The 24723-nt window shown below is 61.8% G+C and carries 25 protein-coding genes; 13 read left to right on the forward strand and 12 right to left on the reverse strand.

The window, feature by feature from the left end; all coding sequences use genetic code 11:
• The first annotated feature begins 22 nt into the window (after positions 1-22).
• Positions 23-1552 carry an ArnT family glycosyltransferase gene (locus ACILSE_RS11355; protein WP_395717508.1) on the forward strand — a complete coding sequence of 510 codons (1530 nt, stop codon included), beginning with the start codon at positions 23-25 and terminating at the stop codon, positions 1550-1552.
• On the forward strand, positions 1549-2169 hold the full coding sequence (locus ACILSE_RS11360; protein ID WP_395717509.1) for a phosphatase PAP2 family protein: 621 nt from the start codon (positions 1549-1551) through the stop codon (positions 2167-2169). Before ACILSE_RS11355 ends, ACILSE_RS11360 begins: the two co-directional genes overlap by 4 nt.
• On the opposite strand, the gene bioD is transcribed toward ACILSE_RS11360, so the two are convergent.
• From bioD to cdaA, 4 genes are all read right to left on the reverse strand, one after another.
• Positions 2132-2752 (reverse strand): dethiobiotin synthase, encoded by a 621-nt coding sequence (gene bioD / locus ACILSE_RS11365; RefSeq protein ID WP_395717510.1) that lies wholly within the window; start codon positions 2750-2752, stop codon positions 2132-2134. The genes ACILSE_RS11360 and bioD overlap by 38 nt on opposite strands.
• A gap of 133 nt (positions 2753-2885) precedes the next feature.
• Positions 2886-4247, reverse strand: coding sequence for a phosphoglucosamine mutase (glmM, locus tag ACILSE_RS11370; RefSeq protein WP_395717511.1), 1362 nt, complete (start codon positions 4245-4247; stop codon positions 2886-2888).
• 34 nt (positions 4248-4281) lie between these two features.
• Complete coding sequence (locus tag ACILSE_RS11375) at positions 4282-4599, reverse strand: hypothetical protein (protein WP_395717512.1); 318 nt, start codon at positions 4597-4599, stop codon at positions 4282-4284.
• A complete protein-coding gene (gene cdaA / locus ACILSE_RS11380; RefSeq protein ID WP_395717513.1) occupies positions 4577-5422 on the reverse strand; it encodes a diadenylate cyclase CdaA in 846 nt (281 codons plus the stop codon). The genes ACILSE_RS11375 and cdaA overlap by 23 nt, the downstream gene beginning before the upstream one ends.
• A 66-nt stretch (positions 5423-5488) precedes the next feature.
• Between cdaA and priA the strand changes: the two genes are divergently transcribed.
• The 9 genes from priA to ACILSE_RS11425 all read left to right on the forward strand — a co-directional run bounded on the left by priA (position 5489) and on the right by ACILSE_RS11425 (position 14278).
• Positions 5489-7819 (forward strand): primosomal protein N', encoded by a 2331-nt coding sequence (gene priA, locus ACILSE_RS11385; protein WP_395717514.1) that lies wholly within the window; start codon positions 5489-5491, stop codon positions 7817-7819.
• Between the two features lie 74 nt (positions 7820-7893).
• Positions 7894-8388: a hypothetical protein gene (locus ACILSE_RS11390; protein WP_395717515.1), complete on the forward strand. Its 495-nt coding sequence runs from the start codon at positions 7894-7896 to the stop codon at positions 8386-8388.
• An 11-nt stretch (positions 8389-8399) separates the two neighbouring features.
• Positions 8400-8936, forward strand: a complete 537-nt coding sequence (locus ACILSE_RS11395) for an STAS domain-containing protein (protein ID WP_395717516.1) — start codon at positions 8400-8402, stop codon at positions 8934-8936.
• A gap of 37 nt (positions 8937-8973) precedes the next feature.
• Positions 8974-10431 (forward strand): PP2C family protein-serine/threonine phosphatase, encoded by a 1458-nt coding sequence (locus tag ACILSE_RS11400; protein WP_395717517.1) that lies wholly within the window; start codon positions 8974-8976, stop codon positions 10429-10431.
• Between the two features lie 34 nt (positions 10432-10465).
• Positions 10466-11023, forward strand: a complete 558-nt coding sequence (locus ACILSE_RS11405; RefSeq protein ID WP_395717518.1) for a nucleotide exchange factor GrpE — start codon at positions 10466-10468, stop codon at positions 11021-11023.
• A gap of 30 nt (positions 11024-11053) precedes the next feature.
• Positions 11054-12211: a molecular chaperone DnaJ gene (dnaJ, locus tag ACILSE_RS11410; protein WP_395717519.1), complete on the forward strand. Its 1158-nt coding sequence runs from the start codon at positions 11054-11056 to the stop codon at positions 12209-12211.
• Positions 12212-12217: 6 nt separating this feature from the next.
• Positions 12218-13120: a heme o synthase gene (gene cyoE, locus ACILSE_RS11415; RefSeq protein WP_395717520.1), complete on the forward strand. Its 903-nt coding sequence runs from the start codon at positions 12218-12220 to the stop codon at positions 13118-13120.
• A 12-nt stretch (positions 13121-13132) separates the two neighbouring features.
• On the forward strand, positions 13133-13840 hold the full coding sequence (locus tag ACILSE_RS11420; protein ID WP_395717521.1) for an SCO family protein: 708 nt from the start codon (positions 13133-13135) through the stop codon (positions 13838-13840).
• Positions 13841-13843: 3 nt separating this feature from the next.
• Positions 13844-14278, forward strand: a complete 435-nt coding sequence (locus tag ACILSE_RS11425; protein WP_395717522.1) for a DUF420 domain-containing protein — start codon at positions 13844-13846, stop codon at positions 14276-14278.
• A 6-nt stretch (positions 14279-14284) separates the two neighbouring features.
• Here ACILSE_RS11425 and ACILSE_RS11430 read toward each other — a convergent pair whose 3' ends face one another.
• From ACILSE_RS11430 to ACILSE_RS11455, 6 genes are all read right to left on the reverse strand, one after another.
• Positions 14285-14593, reverse strand: coding sequence for a putative quorum-sensing-regulated virulence factor (locus ACILSE_RS11430; RefSeq protein ID WP_395717523.1), 309 nt, complete (start codon positions 14591-14593; stop codon positions 14285-14287).
• 137 nt (positions 14594-14730) lie between these two features.
• On the reverse strand, positions 14731-15774 hold the full coding sequence (locus ACILSE_RS11435) for a 3-deoxy-7-phosphoheptulonate synthase (RefSeq protein WP_395717524.1): 1044 nt from the start codon (positions 15772-15774) through the stop codon (positions 14731-14733).
• A gap of 448 nt (positions 15775-16222) precedes the next feature.
• Positions 16223-17608 carry an APC family permease gene (locus ACILSE_RS11440; RefSeq protein WP_395717525.1) on the reverse strand — a complete coding sequence of 462 codons (1386 nt, stop codon included), beginning with the start codon at positions 17606-17608 and terminating at the stop codon, positions 16223-16225.
• A gap of 101 nt (positions 17609-17709) precedes the next feature.
• A complete protein-coding gene (locus ACILSE_RS11445) occupies positions 17710-18090 on the reverse strand; it encodes an Hsp20/alpha crystallin family protein (RefSeq protein ID WP_395717526.1) in 381 nt (126 codons plus the stop codon).
• An 87-nt stretch (positions 18091-18177) separates the two neighbouring features.
• Positions 18178-18615: an Hsp20/alpha crystallin family protein gene (locus tag ACILSE_RS11450; protein ID WP_395717527.1), complete on the reverse strand. Its 438-nt coding sequence runs from the start codon at positions 18613-18615 to the stop codon at positions 18178-18180.
• Positions 18616-18831: 216 nt separating this feature from the next.
• Positions 18832-19605 (reverse strand): TerC family protein, encoded by a 774-nt coding sequence (locus ACILSE_RS11455; protein WP_395717528.1) that lies wholly within the window; start codon positions 19603-19605, stop codon positions 18832-18834.
• 84 nt (positions 19606-19689) lie between these two features.
• On the opposite strand from ACILSE_RS11455, the gene ACILSE_RS11460 reads away from it, so the two are divergent.
• Both ACILSE_RS11460 and tkt read left to right on the forward strand, forming a co-directional pair.
• A complete protein-coding gene (locus ACILSE_RS11460; protein ID WP_395717529.1) occupies positions 19690-20652 on the forward strand; it encodes an amidohydrolase family protein in 963 nt (320 codons plus the stop codon).
• Between the two features lie 221 nt (positions 20653-20873).
• Entirely contained in the window at positions 20874-22850 is a 1977-nt protein-coding gene (gene tkt, locus ACILSE_RS11465) for a transketolase (protein ID WP_395717530.1), read from the forward strand.
• A gap of 62 nt (positions 22851-22912) precedes the next feature.
• Here the strand turns inward: tkt and ACILSE_RS11470 are convergent, their stop codons facing one another.
• Positions 22913-23662, reverse strand: coding sequence for a hypothetical protein (locus ACILSE_RS11470; RefSeq protein ID WP_395717531.1), 750 nt, complete (start codon positions 23660-23662; stop codon positions 22913-22915).
• Positions 23659-24696 carry an SAM-dependent methyltransferase gene (locus ACILSE_RS11475; protein ID WP_395717532.1) on the reverse strand — a complete coding sequence of 346 codons (1038 nt, stop codon included), beginning with the start codon at positions 24694-24696 and terminating at the stop codon, positions 23659-23661. The genes ACILSE_RS11470 and ACILSE_RS11475 overlap by 4 nt, the downstream gene beginning before the upstream one ends.
• Positions 24697-24723: the final 27 nt, after the last annotated feature.

Here is a 24723-nt window from a genome sequence, read left to right on the forward strand (position 1 = left end):
GGCACCGCTATGATCGCGGCGCATGTCTTTGACTCCCGATTCCGACTCCTCGACCTGGCTCAAGCGTTTTTGGTGGCTGCTGGCCGCCGTTTTCATCGTGCGCATTGGAGTGACGCTTTTGTTTGTGAGCGGGGCCGATCTGGCGGGAGATGAAGCGTATTACTGGGACTGGGGCCGCCGGCCGGACTGGTGCTACTACAGCAAGCCGCCGATGATCGGCTGGATGATGGGTGTGATCGGCTGGCTCACGGGAAATGCGGAATGGGGCATCCGCTTTGCGGCGCTGTTGCTTGGATCGACGACGCTGTTCATCATCCACCGCATCGCGCTCGTGTTGTTTGACGCGCGGACGGCGTTTCTGGCGGCGCTGCTGGTGCTGCTGACGATCGCGAACGCGGGACTGAACCTGCTGCTCACGATTGATGCGCCGCTGCTGCTGTGCTGGACGCTGGGGCTGCTGCTGTTCTGGTTTGCGGCGCAAAAACCCGCGTGCAACACTCGCTGGCTCGCGCTGGCGCTGGTGATCGGCATCGGCACGCTGAGCAAACAGATGATGCTGGCCTTTCCAGCGCTGATGCTGGTGTTTGCGGCGGTTTCGCGTGAGGACCGCGCACTGCTGCGCAATCCGCGCATGTGGGCCGCCATCGTCGTCGGCATGGCCTTCATCATTCCGGTGCTGAAGTGGAACCAGGAGCATGCGTGGATCACCCTGGAGCACACGAAGCATCACTTCGACGGTGAAACGCGGAGCTTTGGCAAATGGATCAGCCGCACGCTCGAAAACGTGGGCCTGCAGGCACTCATCTACACCCCGGTGACGTTTGCAGCGCTGGTGGCGGCGATGCTGGCGGCGATCAAACAGCGCAGCCAGCTCACGCGGCCGGTTTTGTTCCTCGTGGTGGCCTCGGTGCCCGCACTGGCCTGTTTTGCCCTGCTGTCACTGCGTCAGCGGATCAATCCCAACTGGCCGGCGGCATTCTTTGTACCGGCCTTTGTGCTGGCGGCGGCGTGGATGCGTGGTCTGCTGCCCACCAAGGCGAATCCGGTCTGGCAGCGCTGGTCATTGCGCATCGGTGGAGCGCTGGTGCTCATCGTGCATCTGGCTCTCGTGGTGATCTTTGCCACTGATCTGAAAAGCATCAACAAACTGGCGAGCATTCGCGGCTGGCGTGAGGCGGGCATCGAGGCGCAGAAGTTCATCGATAAGGCGCCGAAGAAGGCCTTCGTGATGACGCTCGGTCATCGCTACAACGCGGCGTTGATGGCTTTTTACCTACCATCGCATCCGCGCATGTACCGCTGGGAGAACAGCGGCACGGTGCAGTCGCAGTATGAGATCTGGCCGGGGCCTGAGGAGAAGATCGGCGAGGACGCGATCATCTTTGATCCCAATCCAGGCACTGGTTTGCTGAAGAATCCCGTCTTCACCGAGGGTTTTGAAACGCTGGAGCGCCTGGGCGACATATCCATTCCGCTCGGCCAGGAAAAACGTGAATTCAGCGTGTATCTGGGCCGGAACCTGAAATCCTGGAAGACTGTGAAACCGGAATGAGCTCCTGGGATCTCAGCTTGCTGCATCAGATCAACACAGCCTGGTCGCATCCCGCGCTGGACTGGATCATGCCGGCCATCTCCGCCATCGAAGCGTGGGTGCCTTTGATCGTGACCGCCGTGCTGCTGGCGGCGTGGCGTGGCGGCAAACGGGCGCGGGTGATGCTGCTCTGCCTCGGAATCGCCGTGGGAATCGGCGATGGTGTCATTTCCAACACGCTGAAGAAAACCATCGGCCGAGTCAGGCCGCGTGACGCCCTCAAGACTGTCACCGTGCGTGATCTGGGCCCCGCTTCACCCGCGTTCATGCGTTTGTTTGAGCCTGTGGTAATCAAACCGAGCGAACCGAATGGCGAAGTCCGCGGAAAGTCGTTCCCATCCAGCCACACGGTGAACATGTTCGCCGCAGCGACGGTCATCGCGAGTTTTTACCGTCGTGCCGGGCTGCTGATGTATGTGCTGGCGGCGGCAGTCGCGTATTCACGTGTGTATTGCGGCGCTCACTGGCCGAGCGACATCCCGCCGTCGATGGCGTTGGGCGTTTTGGTGGGGTTGGGGATCGTGGCAGCCGCAAAACGCGTCACAGCGGCCAGTGGATCTCCGTTTCGCCGTGCATGATCTCGCCGAGGACGGGCACGTCGAGGAAGTGCTCCAGGACCATGCGGTTGGAGATGCTGGCGGCGTCGCGTTCGTCGTTGACGTAGTTGAGCAAAACACCGGCGCAGGTGAGACCGCGGGCCTGGATATTGCGAACGGTCAGAATCGTGTGGTTGAGGCAGCCGAGCTTGTTGTTCACGACGACGATCACCGGCAGCGCGAGGCGTTGGGCGAAGTCCGCGAGCGTGGAAAACTCATTCAGCGGCACCTCCCAACCACCCGCGCCCTCGACGAGCACATGATCGTGCGTTTGGGCGAGCTCGTGAAACTTCGCGATGACGTCGTTGAGCTCAAAACGGCGGTTTTCCATCATCGCGGCGGCGTAGGGCGCGGCCGGGACCTTGAACCAAACCGGATTGACCTCTTCGACGGTCAATCCGTCGCGGCTGGCATTGGCGAGATGAATCGCGTCGTCACGCTGGCCGCAGACAAAGGGCTTGAAGCCGGCGGCGCGCTTTCCTTCGCGCTTCAAAGCCTCCAGCAGCAAGCAAGTCACATAGGTCTTGCCTGCGTCGGTGTCGGTGCCGGTGATGAAGTAGTGCATTTGAAAAATGACGAATCAATGTCGAAGGCAGAAACCCGAACGCTCCTTGGCATTCAAATGGACTCGGAGATGATGACCAATCACTGGAGCTTAAATCGTCATTCGCCATTCTGGTTTCGTCATTGCACCGGCGCTATCCAATCTGCGCGAGCACAGCCGACGCAATCTTGTCCGCCTGGGCTTCGAGGTACTCGACATCACGGCCTTCGACGAGGAGGCGGATGAGGGATTCGGTGCCCGAATAGCGGAGGAGAACGCGGCCGTAGTCGCCGAGCTTCTTCTCGGTCTCCTTGATGATCTTCTGCGCCTCGACGAGCTGGTCGATCGGCGGTTTGGTGCGGACGCGGAGGTTGCGGGCGCACTGGGGGAACTTTTTCAGGCACTTGCGGAGCTGGCTGAGCGTCTCGCAGGTTTCCTTCATGATGCGGAGCACTTGCAGGCCGGCGATAAGGCCGTCGCCGGTGGTGGCCCAGTCGCCGAAGATGATGTGGCCGCTCTGCTCGCCGCCGAAGTTGAGGCCGCGCGAACGCATTTCTTCGAGAACATAGCGATCACCGACGCCGGTGCGGATGACACGGCCGCCGAGTCGGGAGACGAGGTCGTCGAGGCCGTAGTTGCTCATGATCGTGACAGCGAGGGTGTTTTGCTTCAGCGTGCCTTTGCGCAGCATGGCCTCGGCAGCGATGGCCATGAGCTCGTCCCCATCAAGGGCGATCGCTTCCTCATCGCAGAGCGCGATGCGGTCGGCGTCGCCGTCGTGCGCGATGCCGGCCTGTGCCTGGCATTGACGAACGATGCGTTCGATCTCCTCTGAGTGCGTGCAGCCGCATTCCTCGTTGATGTTGAAGCCGTCCGGCTCGGAGTGGAAGACCTGCACGTCCGCGCCGAGCTGCTCTAGGGCGAGCGCACTGGTGTAGGAGGCGGCACCGTGCGCGTTGTCGAGCGCGACGCGCATGCCGTCGAGGCGGACGCCTTCCATCGAGGCAACAGCGTGCGTCACGTAGCGGTCCACGCCGTCGGCGAGCTTCGTGATTCGGCCGATGCCACGGCCTTCGGGACGAGGCGTGTCGTCGGTGCCGAGCACGAGCTTCTCGATGGCGATCTCGGTCTTGTCGTTGAGCTTATGGCCATCGCCGTGGACGAATTTGATGCCGTTGTCCTTAAAAGGGTTGTGCGAGGCGGAGACGATGACACCCATCTGCGCTCCGAGCTGCGCGCTGAGCATCGCGATGGCAGGCGTGGGCAGTTGTCCGGCCAGAATGACATCGACGCCGGCCGAATTCAGCCCCGCGGCAAGCGCGCACTCCAGCATTTCCCCCGAAGCACGTGTGTCACGGCCGATGACGGCCTTGGGGCGTTCACCACCGTCCGTTTTGCCGCCGAGAACGACGGCGGCCGCCTGCGCTAGGCGCATGACGAACTCAGGGGTCATGGGATGGCGGTTGGCCACGGCACGAACGCCGTCGGTGCCGAAGAACTGGCGCTTTTCAGACATAGGCCGCCGGTTCTAGCGCATTACGTCCGGAGTGTCAAAGCCCCGTGGGCTTCGCGGCGTTGGCCTCAGGCTTGGGTTTGACGGGCAGAGTCTGCACGGCAGGGGCCGATGGCATCACGGGCGCGAGCTTTGCCGGGACCTCGGGGGAGGGCTGGACCGTCGGAGCGAGCTGCGAAGGCGGGGCAAAGCCCTGCGGCATCATCTTCGCCGCCTGGGAGGGCGCATAAGAGGCCGGCTGGCGCGCGTCCTGCGCCTTGATCATGAACCAGAACAGGAATGCGAGCACGAGAGAGATGATTTTCTCGCGCCAGTTGCGTGTGACGAGCTCGTTAAGCCGGTGTCCCCAGTTCATGACCGTCCTCCGTGTTGGTTGCGGCGCTGGCACCAGCGCCCTCGTTCAGGATTTCATTGATGCGCCGGCGCAGTTCGTCCGGCTCCAGATCGTGCTCTAGGCGGCCCTGATAGCAAAGCGAGAGCGCCCCGGTCTCCTCGGACACGACGAGCGCGATGGCGTCCGTTTCCTCGGTGACGCCCATGCCGGCGCGGTGACGCAGGCCGATGGCCCGGTCCTGCACATCCTTCTGGCTCACGGGGAAGACACAACCGGCGGCGGCGATGCGGCCCTGGTCGATGATGACGCCGCCATCGTGCAGCGAGGTCTTGGGGTGGAAGATGGTCGTGATCATCTCGACGGAGATCACCGCATCGAGTTCCACTCCGGATTCGGCGAAGGGTTTGAGGTCAATGCCGCGCTTCAGGGCGAAGAGAGCGCCGCAGCGGCGCGATGAGAGCTGCTGCATGGCCTCCATGAGCACATCCAGTGCCTCAGGGTCGGGCCGGTTGAAGGAAAACAGGCGGCTGCTGCCGAGCTCCGCCAGCACGCGGCGCAGCTCGGGCTGGAAGATGATGACGAGCGCGATCGCCAGGAAGACCGAGAAGCGCTGCAGCAGGCTGCTGATGACGGACAGCTCCAGCAGCAGCGAGATGAGCGCGAGGCCGAGCAACAGGATGAGAAGCCCGGTGAGGATGCGCGCACCACGCGTCGCACGGAAGAAGAGATATCCATGATACGCCAGCGCGGCGAGGATGATGATCTCCACGCCGTCGCGCCAGTGATTTGTCAGAAAGTCCCACATGCCGTTTCGCGCCGTGCTGCTGCGTGGGAACGATGGCACGGGCGGATTCGTTTCTCAAAAGAAGAATCGTTTGGGCGGTGGAATCACGGCGGCTAGGATGAACGCATGCCGTCGGCCGAAAAGAGCACCGAGAAAGCACCGAAACAGAGTGATCTGTTCGGCGCAGCCGACGTGGAGGCGGCTCCTGGCGACGCGAAACGCATCGCCCGCGTGCAGCTCGAGGGCGCGGCGGCGATGGAGCTGGATTATGCGATTCCCGAAGAGCTGGCGGCCAAAGTGGTCGTCGGATCACGCGTGATGGTGCCGCTGCAGAACCGCCGGGTGAACGCGGTGGTGCTAGAACTGCCTGGGGAGTCGGCACATCGCGGCCGTTTGAAGGAAATCGCCTCGATCATCGGCCAGCGGCCGATGTTCACACCGGCGCTGCTGAAACTGGCGCGGTGGATCGCGGAATACTATCTCGTTTCCCCGCACACGGTGCTGCGCACGATGCTGCCGCAGGCGGTGCGTGAGAAACCGGGCAGTTTCGTGATGGACAGCCATCTGAAACTCGTGAAGGAGCCGCCGCCGGACATCTTTGAGAAACTGCGGAACAAAGCGCCGATGCAGGCACGCGTGCTGGACATCCTGCGCAGCTTCAAAGGCGAGGCGACCCTGAGCCAGATCCGCCAGGATGTCCCGCGTGCGGCCACCATCCTCAAACCGCTGCTCAAGTCCGGCTGGATCACGCGCTGCGAGGTGCGCGTGGAGCGCGATCCTTTTCACGACGAGGAGTTTTTGCCCAGCCAGGCGCTCACGCTGACGGAGGAGCAGCAGGCAGCCTACGCGCGAATCGTGGCGGCGATCGAATCGGAGGAGAAAGCGAGGCCGATTTTGCTCCACGGCATCACCGGGAGCGGGAAAACGGAGGTTTATTTGCAGGCCATCGCCCGTGTGCTGGAGCGCGGCGGCACGGCGCTGGTGCTGGTGCCGGAGATCAGCCTCACGCCGCAGACGATCGAGCGCTTCAAAGCGCGTTTCGCGGAGCGGCGGGATCGGATCGCCGTGCTGCACAGCCATTTGAGTGATGGCGAGCGCCATGACGAGTGGTTCAAGATTCACGAGGACCGCGCGGACATCGTGATCGGCGCGCGCAGCGCGATCTTCGCGCCGCTCGAGCGTCTGGGCATCATCATCGTCGATGAGGAGCACGAGCCGTCGTTCAAGCAGGACGAGACGCCGCGCTATCATGCGCGTGATCTGGCCGTGGTGCGCGGGAGTCTCGAAAAGTGCGTCGTTCTGCTCGGCAGCGCGACGCCGAGCCTCGAATCCTTCGAAAACGCGGCGGGCGGCAAATACGAACTGCTCAAGCTCACTCAACGGACTGACGGACGGACGCTGCCGCTAATCCGCATCATCGACATGCGCCTCGAACGACGCAAAGGTACCGGCGTGACGGTCGCGGACGCAGGAATTCTCTCGGAAAAGCTGCGGGCGGCGATCACGGCGCGGCTGGAGAAAAAGGAGCAGACGATCCTGTTTTTGAACCGTCGCGGCTTCAACACCTCGCTGAGCTGTATTTCGTGCGGCGAGGTGGTGCAGTGCCAGGATTGCAGCATTCCGATGACGCTGCACAAGCACGAGAACCGCCTCGTGTGCCATGTGTGCGGATCACGGCGGATTCCGCCGTCGAAATGCCCGTCATGCCAGGAACCGGGGCTGAAATTCGCTGGTTTCGGCACCGAGCGAGTCGAGGCGGTGGTGAAAAATGTGTTTCCGCAGGCAAGGATCGCCCGGGTGGACACGGACACGATCCAGCGCAAAAACCAGCTCCGCGACCTGCTGCGGGATTTCCGGGCGCAGAAGCTCGATCTGCTGATCGGCACGCAGATGATCGCAAAAGGGCTCGATTTTCCGAATGTGACCCTGGTGGGCGTGCTGAAAGCGGATCTGGCGCTGAACCTGCCGGATTTTCGTGCGGCGGAGCGCACGTTGCAGCTTTTGGTCCAGGTGGCCGGCCGTGCGGGCCGCGGGGAGGTGAAGGGGGAGGTGATGGTGCAGACTTACGCGCCACACAGCCCGGCGGTGCAGTTTTCCCGGCACAACGACTTCGAGGGCTTCGCCCAGCAGGAGCTGGAGCAGCGGCGGGCGTTTCACTACCCGCCTTACACACACGTGGTCATCCTCGCCAGCCGGGGGAAGCATCAGGCTCTGGCGGAGTTGGCATTGCAGACGCTGCACCGGCGTTTGTTGGTCGATTTACCGGAAGACGTGATCATAGGCGAGCCAGCACCGTGCGCGCTGGCGAAGTCGCACGGGCAGTTCCGCTTCCAGCTCCTCCTCCGTACGCCCAAAATCCGGCCGCTGTGCCGCCGCATTCATCAAGTGATGCAATCAACGACACTGCCGGAGGAGGTGATCGTGACCTGGGATGTCGATCCAGTCTCACTTTTGTGAATTTCACTTGGGGAATGTGAAGAATCGAAGGGGACGTTGACATCATGCGTCCTGATTCCAATATTCGCCTCTCCATGACGACTGAGTCACGCTTTCCCTGTCTCCGCCTCGGATGCCTTGCCATCCTGGCTTTTATTCTCTCCGCGTGCTCCAGCGCCGTGGACGGCCCGGGGGGACGGATCAGCAAGGTGAACTATTACCATTTGATGCCGAACTATGCGCCGCGCAGCCTGAATCCGGCCGTTCTCTTCGAGCAGCAGCACCACCTCCATGGCGCGGTGACCAAATCAGAGATCATGGACCGCTTCGGCCACTACTACACGGTGTTCTGGAAGGCGGATGACCGCACAGGACCGCTGACCGTGCGTTTTGAATATCAGCAGGCTCAATCCGGCCTGACCAAACGCGTGCAGGAACAGATCGTGGAGAACATCCGCCGGAACAACATCTCCAAATTCCAAGTCACCGGCCCGGAATACCTTAAAAGCGGACGCGTCATTGCCTGGCGTGTGAGTGTTTTGCGAGGCAAGGAGGAGCTGGTCAGCCAGCAGTCCGCGCTTTGGAATTAACCCCTGCAAGCATGACTCCTCCCACCCACATTCTAGTCGGCACCATCGGACGTGTGTTCTGGATGCGTGTGGACGGACGGGGCACCTTTCAGAACAGCCTGCAGGCCAAGAAGGCGATGCAGCGCATGATCGCCCAGGGCACCAAGAATCTCGTCGTGGATCTTGAACGCTGTCCGATGATGGACTCCACCTTTCTGGGCATGCTCACCGGGACGGCGCTGAACCTCCGGGAAGCAGGTGGCGGCACTCTGAGCGTCCTGAACGCCAACCAGCGTAATCTGCAGCTCCTCACCAGCCTGGGACTGGACCACATCCTCGAGCTGGACCGTGAGGGCAAGCTTTGGTCCGATGAACGCAAACAAGCCTGCAACGCCCTGCAGCACTGCGGCGAGTCAACTGCTGAGTGCAAAGACACGCAGACACGCCATGTCCTCTCAGCCCATCAGGCGCTGGCGGACATCAGCCCGGCCAACGAGTGCCGGTTTCATGATGTGATCGAGTTTTTAGAAAAAGAGCTGGAGGCTGGCACGGCCGCTGTTTCCGCCTGAGGCGCCGCCCGGATAAGCCGGGACGCCGTATTCAACCATGACGCCCGTTTTCATCTCCCTGCTCGTGATCCTTCTGCTGATGATGGCAGCAGGCATCCTGATGCTCGCCAGGCTCGCCTTCCAGCAAAAGCATGCCCTCGTGGCACTGCGGGCCGAGGAGGAGGCCATCGTGGCCGAGGAGCGGCGCATGTTCCACTATTTGCACGACCTGGGGGAGGCCATCTGGCGGGACGACCAGCAGGCCTCGATGCACAGGCTCATCGTCGAGGGAGCGATCCGTGTGACCCAAAGCAGCGGCGGCGCGCTTTATCTCTTCGACGAGGCCACTCAGCGCCTCGTGCCACGCCATCACTCGGAGTTTTGCGCCCCTCTCATCGAAATCCCGCAACGCGTGCGCCAGCAGATGAAGGACAATCCCTCCGCGCTGTTAAATCTCCTGCGCATGCACGCCGTGGGAGTGGATGAAGGACTTCTCGGCGGCGTCTTCGTGCAGCAAAAGGCCGAGCTGGTGGCCAACCTGTCCGCAGACACCCGGCTTGGCGCGGACGCCGTGGACGCGCAGCAGGACATTACCACAATGATCGGCCCGCTGAGCTTCGGCACGCGCCGACTCGGCGTGCTGGCCGTCACCTCGCCCAAGTCGGGCCGCAGCTACAACGCGAACGACTTTGAGGTCTTCAACTCGCTTATCGAGCAGTCCGCCTTTGCGTTGGCGAACGCGATGTCGCACCAGGAGGCGGCCAAAAGCCGCATGGACCAGCAGGAGTTGCTCAATGCCAGCCAGATCCAGCAGGTGCTGCTCCCGGAGCACGATCCCGAATGGCCGGGCTTCGTCGTCGCCGGGAAAAACATACCGGCACGAACGCTCAGCGGCGATTATTTTGACTACCTGAAGCTGCCCGGGGGAAAATTCGGCGCTGTGATCGCCGACGTCTCCGGCAAAGGCATCGGCGCCGCCATGATCACCGTCATGTGCCGCACGCTCATGCGTGCGAAGTCTTCCTCAGCCTCCTCCCCCAGCGCCGTGCTGGCCGCGCTGAACCGCCAGATCGCTCCCGACATGCGCGAGGACATGTTCATCACCATGTCCTACGTCGTGGTGGAAAAGGACAGCACGAAACTCACCCTCTCACGCGCCGGCCACAACGCGGCGCTGCTGTGGCGCAAGGCCACGGGCAATGTCGAGGCCATCCACCCGCCCGGGCTCGGCGTCGGCATCGACAAGGGGGATGTCTTTGAACGCGTCACCAAGGATGAGAGCTTCGAGATGCACCCGGGAGACTGCCTCCTGCTCTACACGGACGGCGTGAACGAGGCCATGGACCCCAAAGGCGTCGAGTTCGGCGAGGAACGCGTGCAGGACAAGCTGGCCAAATACGCCCCGCAAGGCCCCAAGGCCGTCATCGGCGGCATCATCGCCGATCTGGAGCACTTTTTGAAGGGTCGGCGCTCGCACGATGACATCACCTTGATTGCCTTGCAGAAGACGGCATAGTCGCGGCCCCCCAAACCCCGCGAAACCCCTTCCTATGACCGAGCCGAGTCCCGAAACGACCCAGCCAGACCCCGTTGACGCCGTTCCGTCGCCCGAATCCGCCACTCCTGCCGAGGAAGCGCCTCCCGCCGATCCCGTGACCCTGCTGACGCAGGAAGTCGATCGCTGGAAGGATCTCGCCTACCGCAGCCAGGCGGAGCTGGACAACTTCCGCAAGCGCTCCGCCCGTGAGGCGCAGGAAACCCGCGCCTACGCGAACGCCGACCTGCTGCGCGCCCTCTTCCCCATCCTCGACAACTTCGACATGGGCCTCGAGGCCGCCCGCGCCGAATCGGAGAAGTCCATGATCTTCATGGGCATGAGCATGGTGAACCGTCAGATCCAGGACTTCCTGCGGGAAAGTGGCGTGCAGGAGATCGAGGCCCAGGGCAAAACCTTCGACCCCAATCTCCACGAGGCCGTGTCCCAGGAAGCCTGCGCCGACATCGCCGAGGGCACCATCATCCGGGTGACCCGCAAGGGCTACAAGCTCAAGGACCGCCTGCTGCGCGCCGCCAGCGTCATTGTTTCCAGCGGGCCCGCCGCCGCGTAACCAAGAATCCCCCCTTTTCAAATCATCCGCATGGCCGAAAAACGCGACTACTACGAAGTGCTGGGCGTCTCCCGCGACGTCTCCGCCGAGGATTTGAAAAAGGCCTACCGAAAACTCGCGGTGAAGTATCACCCGGACAAAAATCCGGGTGACAAGACCGCTGAGGACAAGTTCAAGGAGATCGGCGAGGCCTACGACGTCCTCAGCGACGATCAAAAACGCGCCGCCTACGACCGCTACGGCCACGCCGCCTTCGCAGGCGGCATGGGCGGCCCCTCCGGCGGCGGTGGCGGCTTCCACGACCCGTTCGACATCTTCCGTGAAGTCTTTGGCGGCGGCGGTGGCGGCATCTTCGAGCAATTTTTCGGCGGTGGAGGAGGCGGCGGTGGTGGTCGTCGTCGCGACGGTCCGCAGCGCGGCAATGATCTCCGCTACGGCATGGAGATCACGCTTGAGGAAGCCGCGCACGGCTGCGAGCGCGAGATCGAATACGAGCGCAGCGCCTCGTGCAAAACCTGCTCCGGCTCCGGCTCCGCCAGCGGCGGCGGTGGCAAAAAAACCTGCCGCACCTGCGGCGGTGTCGGTCAGGTCATCAGTTCACGCGGCTTTTTCCAGATTCAACAGACCTGCCCGGACTGCAGCGGCTCCGGCGAGACGATCAGCGATCCCTGCCGCTCCTGCCACGGCACCGGACGCGCCAAAGAGCGCACCAAAGTCCGCGTCAAAGTGCCTGCGGGCATCGAAGACGGTTCCCGTCTGCGCTCCACCGGCAACGGCGACCTTGGCGTCAAAAATGGCCCGCCTGGAGACCTCTACATCGTCATCCAGGTGAAGCAGCACGAGATCTTCGAGCGTGAAGGAGATGACCTGCACTGCGACATGCCGCTTTCGTTCGCCACCGCGGCGCTCGGGGGTGAGATCACCGTGCCGACGATGGAGGCCAAGGCCACGGTCAAGATTCCTGCCGGTACGCAGAATGGCACCACCTTCCGCCTGCGCGGCAAGGGCATGAAAACCGTCGGCTCCGACCACCACGGCGACCTTTACGTCCACGTCCAGATCGCCGTGCCAACGAAGCTCAATGCCGAGCAGCGCGAAAAACTCGACGAATTCGCCAAATCCCTCGGCGAACAAACTTCTCCGATGGAGGAGAGCTTCTTCGAAAAGGCGAAGAAGTTTTTCCGCTGACGCATCATGACGACCCGCGACCTGCTGACCCTGACGAAGTTCCGCCTCAGCGCGCTCGTCATCGTCACCACGTTCGTGGGTTTCTGGCTGCGCGCACCGAAGGGTTTCGACTTCTGGCTGCTTTTTCACACCATCGTCGGCAGCACGCTCGCCGCATTCGGTGCCGCCGTGTTCAACCAGCTCATGGAGATCGAGCCGGACTCGCGCATGCAGCGTACGGCGGACCGTCCCCTGCCCTCCGGCCGCGTGAGTCCCTCCGCCGCCTTCGGCATCGGCTGGTTGCTCAGTGCCTGGGCGCTGATTCATCTCACCATTCGCGTGAACATGGAGGCCGCGGCGCTCACGGCGGCCACGCTCGCGGTGTATTTGTTCATCTACACGCCGCTGAAGCGCCAAAGCGCCACCAACACGCTCGTCGGCGCGGTTTCCGGGGCTCTGCCGCCGCTCATCGGCTGGGCAGGCGCGGCAGGACCGCTGCCTGCGAACACCACGCCGCATTTCCGCTGGGATCTGATGATCGAACCCGGTGCGATCTACCTCTTCCTGCTGCTCTTCCTCTGGCAGCTCCCGCATTTCCTGGCCATCAACTGGATGTACCGTGACGAATATCGCAAAGGCGGCTTCGTCATGCTCGCGAATGACGATGAGGAGGGCGCGCGCACTTCGCGCCATGCGCTCGCCTACTCCATCAGCACCGTACTGCTCATGTTTTACCCGGTTTATGCCGGTGTGGCGCATGCGTGGTGGTTTTTGCCGCCTGCGCTGCTGCTCAGCGGCTGGCTGTGTCAGCTCGCCGTTCGTTTCAACCGCCAGCCGGAGCGTTCTTCAGCACGCAAGCTCTTCTTTTGCACGCTGATGTACCTCCCGGCCATCCTGATCGTATCCATCCTCGCCTGGAAACGCGCGTAACACGCCAACGCCATGAACGAACCTCCCGCCAAAACACCGCTGCACCCCCTTTCCATCTGGGCGCCGATCATCATCGCCGTGCTCGGCATCGTCGTGTTTTACAACTACCTCATCTACCGCTCCCGCATCGACAAGCAGGACCGCCCGCCCGTGCTCGGCCGTCTCGAAAAAGACCTCGAGCTCACCGAGCGCAGCGGCAAAAAAGTCCATCTCGAAGAGCTGAAGGGCAAGGTGCTCGTCATCTCGTGGGTCTTCACACGCTGCCCGCGTGGTTGCGCCGCCGTGATCGCAAAACTGAAGAAACTGCACGAGGAATTCGCCAACGAACCTAACCTGCACTTCCTCAGCTTCACGCTGGATGCCGATGACACGCCCGAGATGATGAAAAAATTCGCCAGCGGCCTCGGCATCGCCGACGGCGCCAACTGGTGGTTCCTCAACGGGGATAAAGACGCCGTGCGCAAGTTCATGACCAGCCAGGTGCAGTTCCGGCCCGTGCAGGACATGCCGGAGAAGGACCGCCTCTCGCCCGATGACAAATACATCCACGACCTCCGCGTCGCCGTCATCGACCACCTCGGCCATGTGCGTGGTCTTGAGGACATTTTGAACCCTGACCCCGAATTCGCAAAGTTCTGGGACGAAAGGATTCGAAAAGACCTGCGCCACCTACTCGACGAACAGAAAAAGAACCCTTACAAAGCCCCAGCCGCGAAATAGACCATGACCGTCTTCGAACTCCCGAAGCTCTACACGCTTTTCAACGCAGCAGCGCTGCTGCACATCATTCTTGGCCTCGCGATGATCAAGATCGGCCAGAGGAAGCCGCACATCGTCAGCATGGTCATCGCGCTGCTGTTCTCCACCGCGTTCCTCGGCTGCTACCTTTACTATCACTATCATGCAGGCCATGTGAAGTTCGCCGGCACCGGTCTCACGCGTCCGATCTATTTCACGATCCTCTTCACCCACATCCCGCTCGCCATCCTGAACCTGCCGATGATCATCATGACGGTCGTTCCGGCGCTGCGGCAGCGTTTTGACAAGCACAAGCGGATGGCGAAGTGGACCGTCCCCATCTGGCTCTACGTCTCAGTCACCGGCATTATCGTGTACTTGATGTGCTATGTCTGGTATGGGCCGCCCATTCGCGGATGACCGAGGTCACTCCTCAAAGTTCCACGACTTCCGCTTCGCCGGTTTGAGGTCCGTGCGGCCGTTGCGCTTCCGAAACACGTCAAACACGACATCGGAGCCATCCGCCTTCATCTGGTGCACCATGCGCAGCAGCACACCGAGGCGTCCTTTCGGAAATCCGGCCTTGTTGGCGAACCAGCCGAGGTATTCCGCCGGGATGTCGTAAATCGGCACCCCGTTCGGCGGAAAATGCTGGGGTCCGTATTTGCCGAACGGCATGAACGTGCGCCCGATCTCCTCAAGATCGGCGCGCATGCGTTCAGCGAGGTCGTTCATGATGGAAGGATACGCGAACGTGGTGCGGTGGCAAAGAATGACGAAACCAGAATGAGGAATGACGAATCAATGACGAAGTCCGAATCGCGTCGTTTGAGGCATTCGGGCTTCATTCCTCATTCGTCATTCTGGTTTCCTCATTTGAACGCCGCATGCGCCTCACGCAGCAGGCTCTCCGTCGTCTCCCAATCGATGCAGGCATCTGTGATCGACTGGCCGCGCACGAGTTGATCGAGCGGTTGCGGGAATTTCTGGCTGCCGCCAACGAGATTGCTTTCGAGCATCGCGCCGATGATGGCTTTTTGACCCGCGGCACGCTGGCGCACGATTTCGCGGAAGACATCCGGCATGCGGCGATGGTCCTTGGCGCAGTTGCCGTGGCTGGCGTCGATCATGATCGCGGGCTTCAGCTTCGCGGCTTCGAGGCCGTCGATGGTCTCCATGACGTTGTCCGCGCCGAAGTTGGGGCCGTTTTCACCGCCGCGCAGGATGATGTGGCAGTCGGGATTGCCGCTCGTCGTCACCGCGGAGGCCACACCGTCCTCGCTCACGCCGAGGAAGGTCTGCGGCTGCATCGCGGCTTTGATCGCATTGATGGCGGGCGCTATGTGCCCGAATGTGCCGTTTTTGAAGCCAAGCGGCATCGACAGGCCGGAGGCCATCTGGCGATGTGTTTGCGATTCTGTCGTGCGGGCACCGATGGCGCTCCAGGAGATCAAATCGGCGATGTACTGCGGCGTGATGGGATCGAGCAGCTCCGTGGCCGTCGGCAGGCCGAGATCGAGCACATCACGCAAGATGCGCCGGGCAAGGCGCAGGCCATCGGGGATGTTGCAGGTGCCATCGAGGTCCGGGTCCATGATGAGGCCCTTCCAGCCGACGGTGGTGCGTGGCTTCTCGAAATACACCCGCATTACGATGCAGAGCCGGTCTTTGAGCTCCTGCGCGAGTGCGGCGAGCTTTCGCCCATACTCCAAACCGGCCTCAGGATCATGAATCGAGCACGGACCGAGCACGACAAGGAATCGCGCGTCTTTGCCAAACAAGATCTCGCGGATCTCGCGACGTGATTCGGCGATGAAAGCCGTCTGCGCTTCCGTGGGTGCGATTTCAGCCACCATGGAGCGCGGCGATGGCAACGCGATGTTGGAGGCGATGTGGAGATTGGCGGTCTGGCTCATGGAAACTCGTCCATAGCATCACGACGGCGGCGACTCATCTGGATTTCACCACGAGATACTGTTTCGACGCACCTGCTCTCCATCCAATAGAGGATGTTTGCGATTCTTTGCTGAAACAGATCGAATATCTCGATCAATCATCAAACGTATCTTTGCGGGGCGCGGCGCTCCCACAGCAATGAAGTGCCAAGCGCTTCTACAATTCAAGAGACGTGGCGGAATTGGCTCTAACTCTGCCAAGTCGAGTAGCAAATCTAGAGAGGCACCTTTGGGAAGGTGGTAGTGCCCAGGGCGTTTAAAACCCTGAAGCGCCATCACATGAATCGTTCCAGGAAGACGATCACCAAAACTTGGCAGCTTTTCGATGTCTATTGAAGATGAACATGAAGTGCATCCCACCAGACACAACGCAGCAATTGTGAAAACGAGCATCTTCATTTTGGTCACCTCACTCCTCGACCACCACCGGGTTCTTCGGCTTGAGCGCAAAATAGAGCACCACGCTGATGAGCAGGATGGCTCCGGCGATAAGTGGGGCGGGCCGTTGAGCGTGGTCGGCGCTGGTGATGGCGCTCTGCACACGGACGATGATGAGCATGGCACACACGAGCGCTCCGAAGATGGGGACGAGCAGCGGTGGCTCAAAGCCGCCGCGTGGTTCACCGGGGCGGCGTTTGAGGACGACGAGGGAGATGTTCACCGCCGTGAAAACGATGAGCAGCAGCAGCACGGTGGACTCCGCGAGCTGCTTCACGCTGCCGCTGAGGATGAGGAGCGAGACGATTCCAAAAAGCACCACGACGGCGATGTGCGGGCTTTTGCGCACGGGATGCACGCTGCCGAGCACGGCGGGCAACAGGCCCTGGCGGCTCATGCCGTAGAGCAGGCGTGAGCCCATGAGGTAGTTTAAGAGCGCAGTGTTGCCGATGGCGAAGATGGTGATGGCTCCATACACCGGTTTGATGCCGGTGAACCACGGTGCAGCTCTGCGGGCCACTTCCATGAGCGGCGCATCGCTTTTCGCCAGTTCTTGCCAGGGCACGACGGACACGGCGGTGATGGCGACGGCCATGTAAATGCACGTCGCGAGGATCATGGCACCGATGAGGCCAAAGGGGACGTTCTTGGCGGGATTTTTGACCTCTTCGCTCACGTTCAGGATGTCCTCGAAACCGATGAAGGAGTAAAACGTGAGCACCGCGCCCTGCATGATGAGCGCAAAGGTGATGCCGGAGCCGACGCCGCCCGCCGCAGTGTCGCCGGGTGATTGGAAATAATCCACGCTGCCCCAGTAGCGCACGCCGATGGCGATGATGAAGAGCAACCCGCTCGCCTCAACGACCGTGCAGAGGATGTTCAGCCACATGCTCTCGCGAATGCCGCGATAGATCACGCATCCGACGAGAAACACCACGCCGATGGACGCGAGTTTGATGACGGTGTCATCGAGCGTGAGCGCGAACAGTTCGCGAACCTGCCCGATGATCGCCTGCGAGCCGGTAGCCATGCTGGTGAGCCCGCTCATCATCACGGCGATGCCGATGACGTAACTGAGCAGCGGTTTGCGCAGCCCGCGCTGCGTCACATACGCCGCGCCGCCCGCCTTCGCGTAGCGACCACCCACGCAGGCATACGAGAGGCCGGTGAGCATCGCGCCGATCATCGCCATGAGGAAAGCGAGCCACACTGCATTGCCCAAACCGGCCGCCGCTTTGCCGATCAGCGCATAAATGCCCGCGCCGAGCATCGAGCCGAGGCCGTAAAACATGATCTGCCATCCACCGATGGTCTGGGCGAGGGCGGGCTGCGGCTGCGGGGTGTTGTTGTCGGTCATGAGCGGCTACTAGCCGAGATCATGCCGGGCTGGAAGGCAAAAAAGGCCGCCCGCATCACCGAAATAGATGATGCGGGCGGTGAAGTGTCTGGCGGACTCGATCACTGAATCTGGATCTGACGCGGCTTCGCAGTCTGCTTGAGCGGCAGCGAGATGGTGAGCACGCCGTCATCGAGCTTCGCGGTCATCTTGTCCTCGTCCACCGGCGTGTTGAGGCGCAGGCGGAGGAGATAGTTGAGCGGGGAGAGCTCACGGTGGAGCGCCTTCATGCCTTCCGGCACGGTGGTGTTGCGTTCGCCGCGGACGGTGAGGATGTTGTCCTCAAGATCGAGCTTCACGCCGTTCTTTGGCACGCCGGGCAGTTCGACGCGGACTTCGTAGGCGTCTGCATTGCCGTTGACGTTGTAGAGCGGCTTGCGGAGCGACTCGGTGACACCGGAGGTGGCAGGAGCGCTAGTGGATGGGGAGCAGGTGGCGTTCATGGTATTGTAAGATGGAGTGGTGGAGTTTTGGAATGGTGGAGTGATGGGCGGGAGCAGTGCTCCAGCTCTCCATCACTCCAGGGCTGTTCAGTTCAGAGCGATGGTGCGGGGCTTGCGGTGCTCGGCCTTTGGCAGGGTGACACGCAGGATGCCGTCCTCGATCTTCGCGCTGATGGCGTCGGCGTTCACGCCGTCCGGCACGGAGACGGAGCGGCTGAGACTGTAGCTGCTTTCGTTGTCGCCGTTTTTCTCGCGCTTCTCGGCGCTGACAGTGAGCATGCCGTTGTTGAGCTCGATTTTGACATCTTCCTTCTTCACGCCGGGCACTTCAAAGCTGGCGTGGTAGGCGTCCTTGTCCTCGTGGACATCGACGGCCAGTTTGTCTCCGGTGACGCCGGGAAACACCTCGCTGAGATTATTGAAGAAGTGGCTCAGGGATGGCAGGCCGGCGAACGGATGGCGGAACCACTCGTCAAAGTCGGAGACACGGGCGAGGGCGGAGGGGGTGGAGCGGATGAGTTTCATGGCTGGGTTGGGTAGTTTGAGTTTTTGGAGTTGGATTGAGTTCCACCCCCATACCTCTGCATCAGCCGTGCCAGCCGCCAGGTCACGAACATGGAAGTCCTGATTTACAAGGCTTTCCGACGCCTGGCATGATCATGCCACCGCTGTCATGCGGGGTGTCTTTGTGCCAGAAATGGCCCTCTCGCGGCACAACGGCGTGCCATTTTTGCCAAAGCCTCAGGCGGCTTTTTTGACGACCGCCTTTTTCGTCATGCGGATGTTCATCGTCTCGACGAAGACCGAGAACGCCATCGCGAAATAGACGTAGTTCTTCGAGAAGTGAACGTGGAAGCCCTCCGCGACGAGCGTGGTGCCGATCAGCAGCAGGAAGGACAGCGCGAGCATTTTCACCGTGGGATGCGCGCTGATGAAATCACTCACCGAGCCGGCAAAGACCATCATGAAGCCGACGGAGATGAGCACCGCGGCCACCATGACGGTGACGTGCTCGACCATGCCCACCGCCGTGATGACCGAGTCGAGCGAGAAGACGATGTCGAGAATGGCGATCTGCACGAGGATGGCACCCAGCGCGGCCTTCGCGCTGGATTTTTTTTCCTCCTCGGCATGCCCCTCGACCTTGTGATGAATTTCGACCGTAGCCTTGTAGAGCAGGAACAGTCCGCCGAGGATGAGGACAAGATCCTTGCCCGAAATTTCATGTCCGAAGAGCGCGAAGAGCGGATCCTTGAGCTGGATGACCCATGAGATGCACAGTAGCAGCAGGATGCGTGTGAGCATCGCGAACCCGAGGCCGAGGAATCGCGCCCGAGGACGCTCCGGTGCCGGCAGCTTGTCCACGAGGATGGAGATGAAGACGATGTTGTCGATGCCGAGCACGATTTCCATCACGGTGAGCGTCAGCATGGCCACCCAGGCCTCCGGACTGCTAATCCAGGAAAAGTCGAACAAATTGACGGCGGCGAGAGGCAGATTGAAGGCGGGATTCATGAGCGCGCGGAGGGTAGCGGAGAATGCAGCGTCGGCAAATGCCGGCGAAATGTTCCCGGTGGCCGGCGTACAGCCTTCATCACGATGAACCGCCGCCAGTTTCTCCAAACCGCCTCCGCCAGCGCCCTCGCCTCCTGCACGAGCCTCCAGGCACCCGATGCGCTGATCATCGACACGCACCAGCACCTCTGGGACAGGCGCGCTTTGAACCTGCCCTGGCTCAAAGGCGCCCCGGAAGTGCTTCGGCATGACTTTCTCACCCCGGACTACCAGCAGGCCTTCGCCGGATTGAATGTGAAGGCCGTTTACATGGAGGTCGATGTCGCCACCACCGACCACGTCAAGGAAGCCGATGGCATTGTCGCCCAGTGCCGCGCCGGAAACACACCGACCATCGCCGCCACCATCGGCGGACGGCCCGCATCGTCCGATTTCGAGAACTATGCGAAGCGCTACGCCCGCAACGGCATCGTCAAAGGCCTGCGCCAGGTGCTGCACGGCCCGTCCACGCCTCCAGGCTTCTGTTTGAGCAAAGATTTCGTGCGCGGCGTGCAGACGCTCGGCAAACACGGCCTCAATTTCGAGCTCACCATGCGCCCCACCGAGCTGCAGGACGGCGCGAAACTCATCAGGCAATGCCCGGACACTCGCTTCGTGCTCGACCACTGCGGGAACGGCGACCCGAAGGCCTTCAATCCCAAGCTCGGCCCCGGATTGCAGCGCAGTTGCACCGCTGACGAATGGAAACGCGGCATCGACAGCGTCGCGGCCATCTCCGGCGTGATGTGCAAGATCAGCGGCATCGTCGCCTTCGTCCCGCCCGGAAAATGGCACGCGGAAGACCTCGCGCCCGTCGTCAACCACTGCCTCGACGCTTTCGGACCCGAGCGCGTTTTCTTCGGCGGCGACTGGCCCGTCTGCCTCCTCGGCAGCCCGGTGCGCGACTGGGTGGACGCGCTGAGGCAGATCATCTCGTCACGCCCCGCCAGCGAACAGCGGAAGCTGTGGAGCGCGAATGCCATGCGGTTTTATGGATTGAAGGTTTAGTTTGCGGCGATTTACCGGCGCTTGACCGAGCCCTAGCGAGCCTAAGGCTGTCGCGGATCCTTTGGAGGAAGCAGTGGCAGAAGTATGCCTGTGAAGCGTCCGATTCGCCCCAGTTTTCGACCTTGAAACCGCCCCCTGCGCCAGTAAGGAACACGCCCCGCGCCTGGCCGCATCTGGCGCATTCTTCAACCTCCACGCTCTCAGCTCTTCGCCCTCAGCCCATGAACAAAGCCCTCCTCGCCCAAGCCGCCAATGAAGCCCGTGGTCTCGCCATGGATGCCGTCCACAAGTGCTCCTCCGGCCATCTCGGCCTCCCGCTCGGCTCGGCGGAAATCGGTGCCGTTCTCTTCGGCCAGGCACTCCAGTGCGATCCCGCCGATCCGAAGTGGCTCAATCGCGACCGCTTCATCCTCAGCGCCGGCCATGGCTCGATGTTCATCTACGGCTGGCTGCACCTCAGCGGCTACGATGTGCCGCTGGAGCAGGTGAAAAACTTCCGCGTGCTGCATTCCATCACGCCGGGACATCCTGAGTTCCATGAAACGCCTGGCGTCGAGTCCACCACCGGCCCGCTGGGCCAGGGCGTGGGCAATGCGGTGGGCTACGCGCTGTCCGGCAAGATGGCGGCGGCGAAATACAACACCGCGCAGCACACGATCATCGACAACCATGTCATCGCCCTCGCCGGTGACGGCTGCCTTCAGGAAGGTGTGGCGCGTGAGGCCGTGGCTTTCGCCGCGCACAACAAACTCGACAACCTCATCCTCATTTTCGACAGCAACGACGTCACGCTCGACGCGATGGCCAAGGTCACCCAGAGCGAGGACACGCAGGCGCTTTACACCGCGCTGGGCTGGGACGCCGTGACCATCGACGGCCACGACCTCGACGCCATCCTCTCCGCCATCGAAACCGCGAAGAAAAACGACAACGGCAAGCCGAAGATCATCATTGCCAAGACGATCATCGGCAAAGGCATCCCCGAAGTCGCCGGCACGGCCAAAGGCCACGGCGAAGGCGGCGCGAAGTTCGTCGATGCGGCGAAAAAGGGCCTCGGCATCCCCGAAGGCACGCATTTCTACGTCAGCGATGAAGTGAAGGCCTACTTCGCCGATTTGAAGGCCAAGCGCGCCGCCATCCACGGCGAATGGAACAAGGTTTACCTTGCCTGGAGCGCCGCGAATCCCGAACTCGCCAAGCAGCTCGACGCCGCTCGCAACGGCACGCTCAAGGCCGAGGATCTGCTCAAAGTGGTGCCTGAGTATCCCGCCGAAGGCAAGGCCGCGACGCGCAACAGCGGCGGTGAGATCCTGAACCACATCGCCAAGGCCGTACCGCATCTCGTCACGGGCAGCGCGGACCTCTTCGGCTCCACCAAGAACTACCTCACAGGCATGGGCGACTTCAGCTCCGCGAATCCGACCGGACGCAACATCTGGTTCGGCATTCGCGAGCACGCCATGGGCGCGATCTGCAACGGCATCGCCTACGACGGCCTGTTCCTTGCCAGTGGCGCGACATTCCTCGTCTTCGCCGACTATTGCCGTCCCAGCATCCGCATCGCCGCGCTGGCGAAACTGCCCGTCACTTACATCTTCACGCACGATTCAGTCGGCGTGGGTGAGGACGGCCCGACGCACCAGCCTGTGGAAACCGTCAGCGGCCTGCGCGTGATCCCAAATCTCGACGTTTTCCGCCCGGCCGATGCCGAGGAAGCCGCCGCCGCCTTCGCCGCAGCCTTCAGCCGCGTCGACGGCCCCACGCTGCTCGCCTTGAGCCGCCAGGACCTGCCGCATCAGGGCCAAGCCAGCGCTGCCACGCGCCGCGAAGGCACGCTGAAAGGCGGTTACGTTCTCGTGAAGGAAACTGCGCCGCTGGAAGCCATCGTCATCGCCACCGGTTCTGAAGTGCAGCACGCTGTCGAAGGAGCGAAAGGCAAGCCCGGTGTCCGCGTCGTGAGTCTGCCCTGCTTCGAGCGCTTCGACCGCCAGAGCGCCGAGTATCGCGAAAGCGTGCTCCCTGCGAGCTGCACCAAGCGCATCGCCATTGAGGCCGGTGTGAGCGGCCTGTGGTGGAAATATGTCGGCACAAACGGCAAGATCATCGCCATCGACCGCTTCGGCATGAGCGCCCCCGGCAACACCGTCTTCAAAGAGCTCGGCATCACTGCCGGAGCCGTGGCTCAGGCGCTGGCTTGATCGAAACCACATCAAACACTCGCGAAGGGAGGCTGGCGGCAGCCTCCCTTCTCTTTCCACGCTCAGCCGAGGCTCTTCAATGTCGTTCGACCTCGTTGTTTGGTCTCAGCATCATCTTTTTCGCGATCAGGCATCGCCAAGCCGCGATTGATCCAGTTTCGGGCCTCATCTTCACGCCCCATGAGCGCGTAGGTGCGGCCCAGTTCGACCACATGGAGCAGGCGGCCCGGATTCAGCGAGATCGCCTTCTGAAAACACCTCACCGCCTCGTCATACGAGGCCGAGGGAAGCCCGCCATACACAATCAAAGCCACCGCACGCGTGACACCACCGATCTGGGCCAGTTCCTGGTGCCAGCGGCCGAGCAGATGCCAGGCATAGTCGTTTTTGGGATTGAGCTTCACCGCTGTCTCGGCGGCCGTTTTGATCCGACGTGAGGCCTCAATCCCTTCCTTGTTGCTCATCAACGGCGTGAGCTTGCCAAGGCAGATCGCCAGCGCGAGATGCGAATCACATTCATCCGGCGCCAGCTTCACTGCGCGCTCCGCATAGCCGAGTGCCGTGCGTCCTGACCTCAACTGGTCGGCTTTTGAGTAGGTGTCCGACATACGGTAAACATACTGCCGCGCGATCTTCACCAGCAGCGCGGAATCGTCCGGCTTCAGCTTTTCGGCGGGCAGGTAATACTGCAGCGCAGCCTCAGGCTTGAACTGGGCGTCGTATTCGTCGCCTTGCTTCATCAGCTCGGCAAAGTTTCCAAAGGCCTGCCCGAAGCAGGCAAGGCTGATTGCGATGATAAGCGCGAATCTCATGGCTTCACGAATCGATAGTGCGAAACGATCCACTCCTCGCCGCCGCGGTAGCCCCACAGCTCGGCGCAGGCGAGGAAGAACAGACGCCACCACACCCACCAGCGCGTGACGTTCTCTTTGCCGTAGGTTTCGGCGAAGAGCGGCAGGATTTCGGCTTTGTGGGCGTCCATGTTCGCCAGCCAGGCCTCGCTCGTGCGCGAGTAATGCTGACCACTCACGCACCAGTGGTCTTCGATCTTCAAATCGTCCTGAAAGTAGAGCAGCAGGTCGTCGCTGGGCATCTGGCCGCCGGTGAAGAAATACTTCGCCATCCAGTCGTCATCGCTGCGCACCTCGTAGTGGTAGGCGTATTCGCGGTGCGTGAAGATGTGCACGAAGAGCTTCCCGCCCGGCTTTAGCCAGCTGGAGATGCGGCGCAGCAGCTCCTGGTAGTTCTTCATGTGCTCTAACATCTCCACCGACACGCAGCGGTCGAAGACGCTCTCGCCCACGCCTTCAAAGTGGATCATGTTTGCCGTGATGATCGTGAGGTTCTTCAGGCCGCGCTTTGCCGCCTCGGCGTCGATGAACTGCTTCTGCGTCCGCGAATTCGAGACGCTGGTGATCTGCGCGTTCGGGTAATGCTCCGCCATCCACAACGACAGCGAGCCCCAGCCGCAACCGAGCTCGAGAATGCGCTGCCCGTCCTGCAATTCGGCACGCTCGCAGGTCAGTTTCAGCATCGTCGCCTCGGATTCATCAAATGTGGTCGATTCATCCGGCCAGTAGCCGCTGCTGTACTTCAGGTGCTTGCCGAGCACGAGCTGGTAGAAGCGCGTCGGCACCTCGTAATGCTGCTGATTGGCCTCGTCGGTGGCGATGGCCACGGGCATCTTCTTCAACTCCTGCACGTAGCGCAGCAAAGCCGCACGCTGGGCCTCGACGGTGGGCTGTTTGTTCTCCCGCAGCGTCTCGGCGAGGCGCTGGCGGATGCCGAGCCGGATCATGACATCAGGGAGGATGTTCTTGGCGAGGATGGCGTTGATCGTGCTCATGTTTGTTCCGTTGATTCGATGGCGGGC

It is taken from the genome of Prosthecobacter sp. (genome assembly GCF_044236155.1).
GTDB lineage: Bacteria > Verrucomicrobiota > Verrucomicrobiia > Verrucomicrobiales > Verrucomicrobiaceae > Prosthecobacter.

What these genes read in the sequence shown, in the direction of transcription:
- ACILSE_RS11355 (WP_395717508.1), top strand. Translation starts at nt 23, where the DNA reads ATGTCTTTGACTCCCGATTCCGACTCCTCGACCTGGCTCAAGCGTTTT.
- ACILSE_RS11360 (WP_395717509.1), top strand. Translation starts at nt 1,549, where the DNA reads ATGAGCTCCTGGGATCTCAGCTTGCTGCATCAGATCAACACAGCCTGG.
- bioD (WP_395717510.1), bottom strand. Translation starts at nt 2,752, where the DNA reads ATGCACTACTTCATCACCGGCACCGACACCGACGCAGGCAAGACCTAT.
- glmM (WP_395717511.1), bottom strand. Translation starts at nt 4,247, where the DNA reads ATGTCTGAAAAGCGCCAGTTCTTCGGCACCGACGGCGTTCGTGCCGTG.
- ACILSE_RS11375 (WP_395717512.1), bottom strand. Translation starts at nt 4,599, where the DNA reads ATGAACTGGGGACACCGGCTTAACGAGCTCGTCACACGCAACTGGCGC.
- priA (WP_395717514.1), top strand. Translation starts at nt 5,489, where the DNA reads ATGCCGTCGGCCGAAAAGAGCACCGAGAAAGCACCGAAACAGAGTGAT.
- ACILSE_RS11390 (WP_395717515.1), top strand. Translation starts at nt 7,894, where the DNA reads ATGACGACTGAGTCACGCTTTCCCTGTCTCCGCCTCGGATGCCTTGCC.
- ACILSE_RS11395 (WP_395717516.1), top strand. Translation starts at nt 8,400, where the DNA reads ATGACTCCTCCCACCCACATTCTAGTCGGCACCATCGGACGTGTGTTC.
- ACILSE_RS11400 (WP_395717517.1), top strand. Translation starts at nt 8,974, where the DNA reads ATGACGCCCGTTTTCATCTCCCTGCTCGTGATCCTTCTGCTGATGATG.
- ACILSE_RS11405 (WP_395717518.1), top strand. Translation starts at nt 10,466, where the DNA reads ATGACCGAGCCGAGTCCCGAAACGACCCAGCCAGACCCCGTTGACGCC.
- dnaJ (WP_395717519.1), top strand. Translation starts at nt 11,054, where the DNA reads ATGGCCGAAAAACGCGACTACTACGAAGTGCTGGGCGTCTCCCGCGAC.
- cyoE (WP_395717520.1), top strand. Translation starts at nt 12,218, where the DNA reads ATGACGACCCGCGACCTGCTGACCCTGACGAAGTTCCGCCTCAGCGCG.
- ACILSE_RS11420 (WP_395717521.1), top strand. Translation starts at nt 13,133, where the DNA reads ATGAACGAACCTCCCGCCAAAACACCGCTGCACCCCCTTTCCATCTGG.
- ACILSE_RS11425 (WP_395717522.1), top strand. Translation starts at nt 13,844, where the DNA reads ATGACCGTCTTCGAACTCCCGAAGCTCTACACGCTTTTCAACGCAGCA.
- ACILSE_RS11430 (WP_395717523.1), bottom strand. Translation starts at nt 14,593, where the DNA reads ATGAACGACCTCGCTGAACGCATGCGCGCCGATCTTGAGGAGATCGGG.
- ACILSE_RS11435 (WP_395717524.1), bottom strand. Translation starts at nt 15,774, where the DNA reads ATGAGCCAGACCGCCAATCTCCACATCGCCTCCAACATCGCGTTGCCA.
- ACILSE_RS11440 (WP_395717525.1), bottom strand. Translation starts at nt 17,608, where the DNA reads ATGACCGACAACAACACCCCGCAGCCGCAGCCCGCCCTCGCCCAGACC.
- ACILSE_RS11445 (WP_395717526.1), bottom strand. Translation starts at nt 18,090, where the DNA reads ATGAACGCCACCTGCTCCCCATCCACTAGCGCTCCTGCCACCTCCGGT.
- ACILSE_RS11450 (WP_395717527.1), bottom strand. Translation starts at nt 18,615, where the DNA reads ATGAAACTCATCCGCTCCACCCCCTCCGCCCTCGCCCGTGTCTCCGAC.
- ACILSE_RS11455 (WP_395717528.1), bottom strand. Translation starts at nt 19,605, where the DNA reads ATGAATCCCGCCTTCAATCTGCCTCTCGCCGCCGTCAATTTGTTCGAC.
- ACILSE_RS11460 (WP_395717529.1), top strand. Translation starts at nt 19,690, where the DNA reads ATGAACCGCCGCCAGTTTCTCCAAACCGCCTCCGCCAGCGCCCTCGCC.
- tkt (WP_395717530.1), top strand. Translation starts at nt 20,874, where the DNA reads ATGAACAAAGCCCTCCTCGCCCAAGCCGCCAATGAAGCCCGTGGTCTC.
- ACILSE_RS11470 (WP_395717531.1), bottom strand. Translation starts at nt 23,662, where the DNA reads ATGAGATTCGCGCTTATCATCGCAATCAGCCTTGCCTGCTTCGGGCAG.
- ACILSE_RS11475 (WP_395717532.1), bottom strand. Translation starts at nt 24,696, where the DNA reads ATGAGCACGATCAACGCCATCCTCGCCAAGAACATCCTCCCTGATGTC.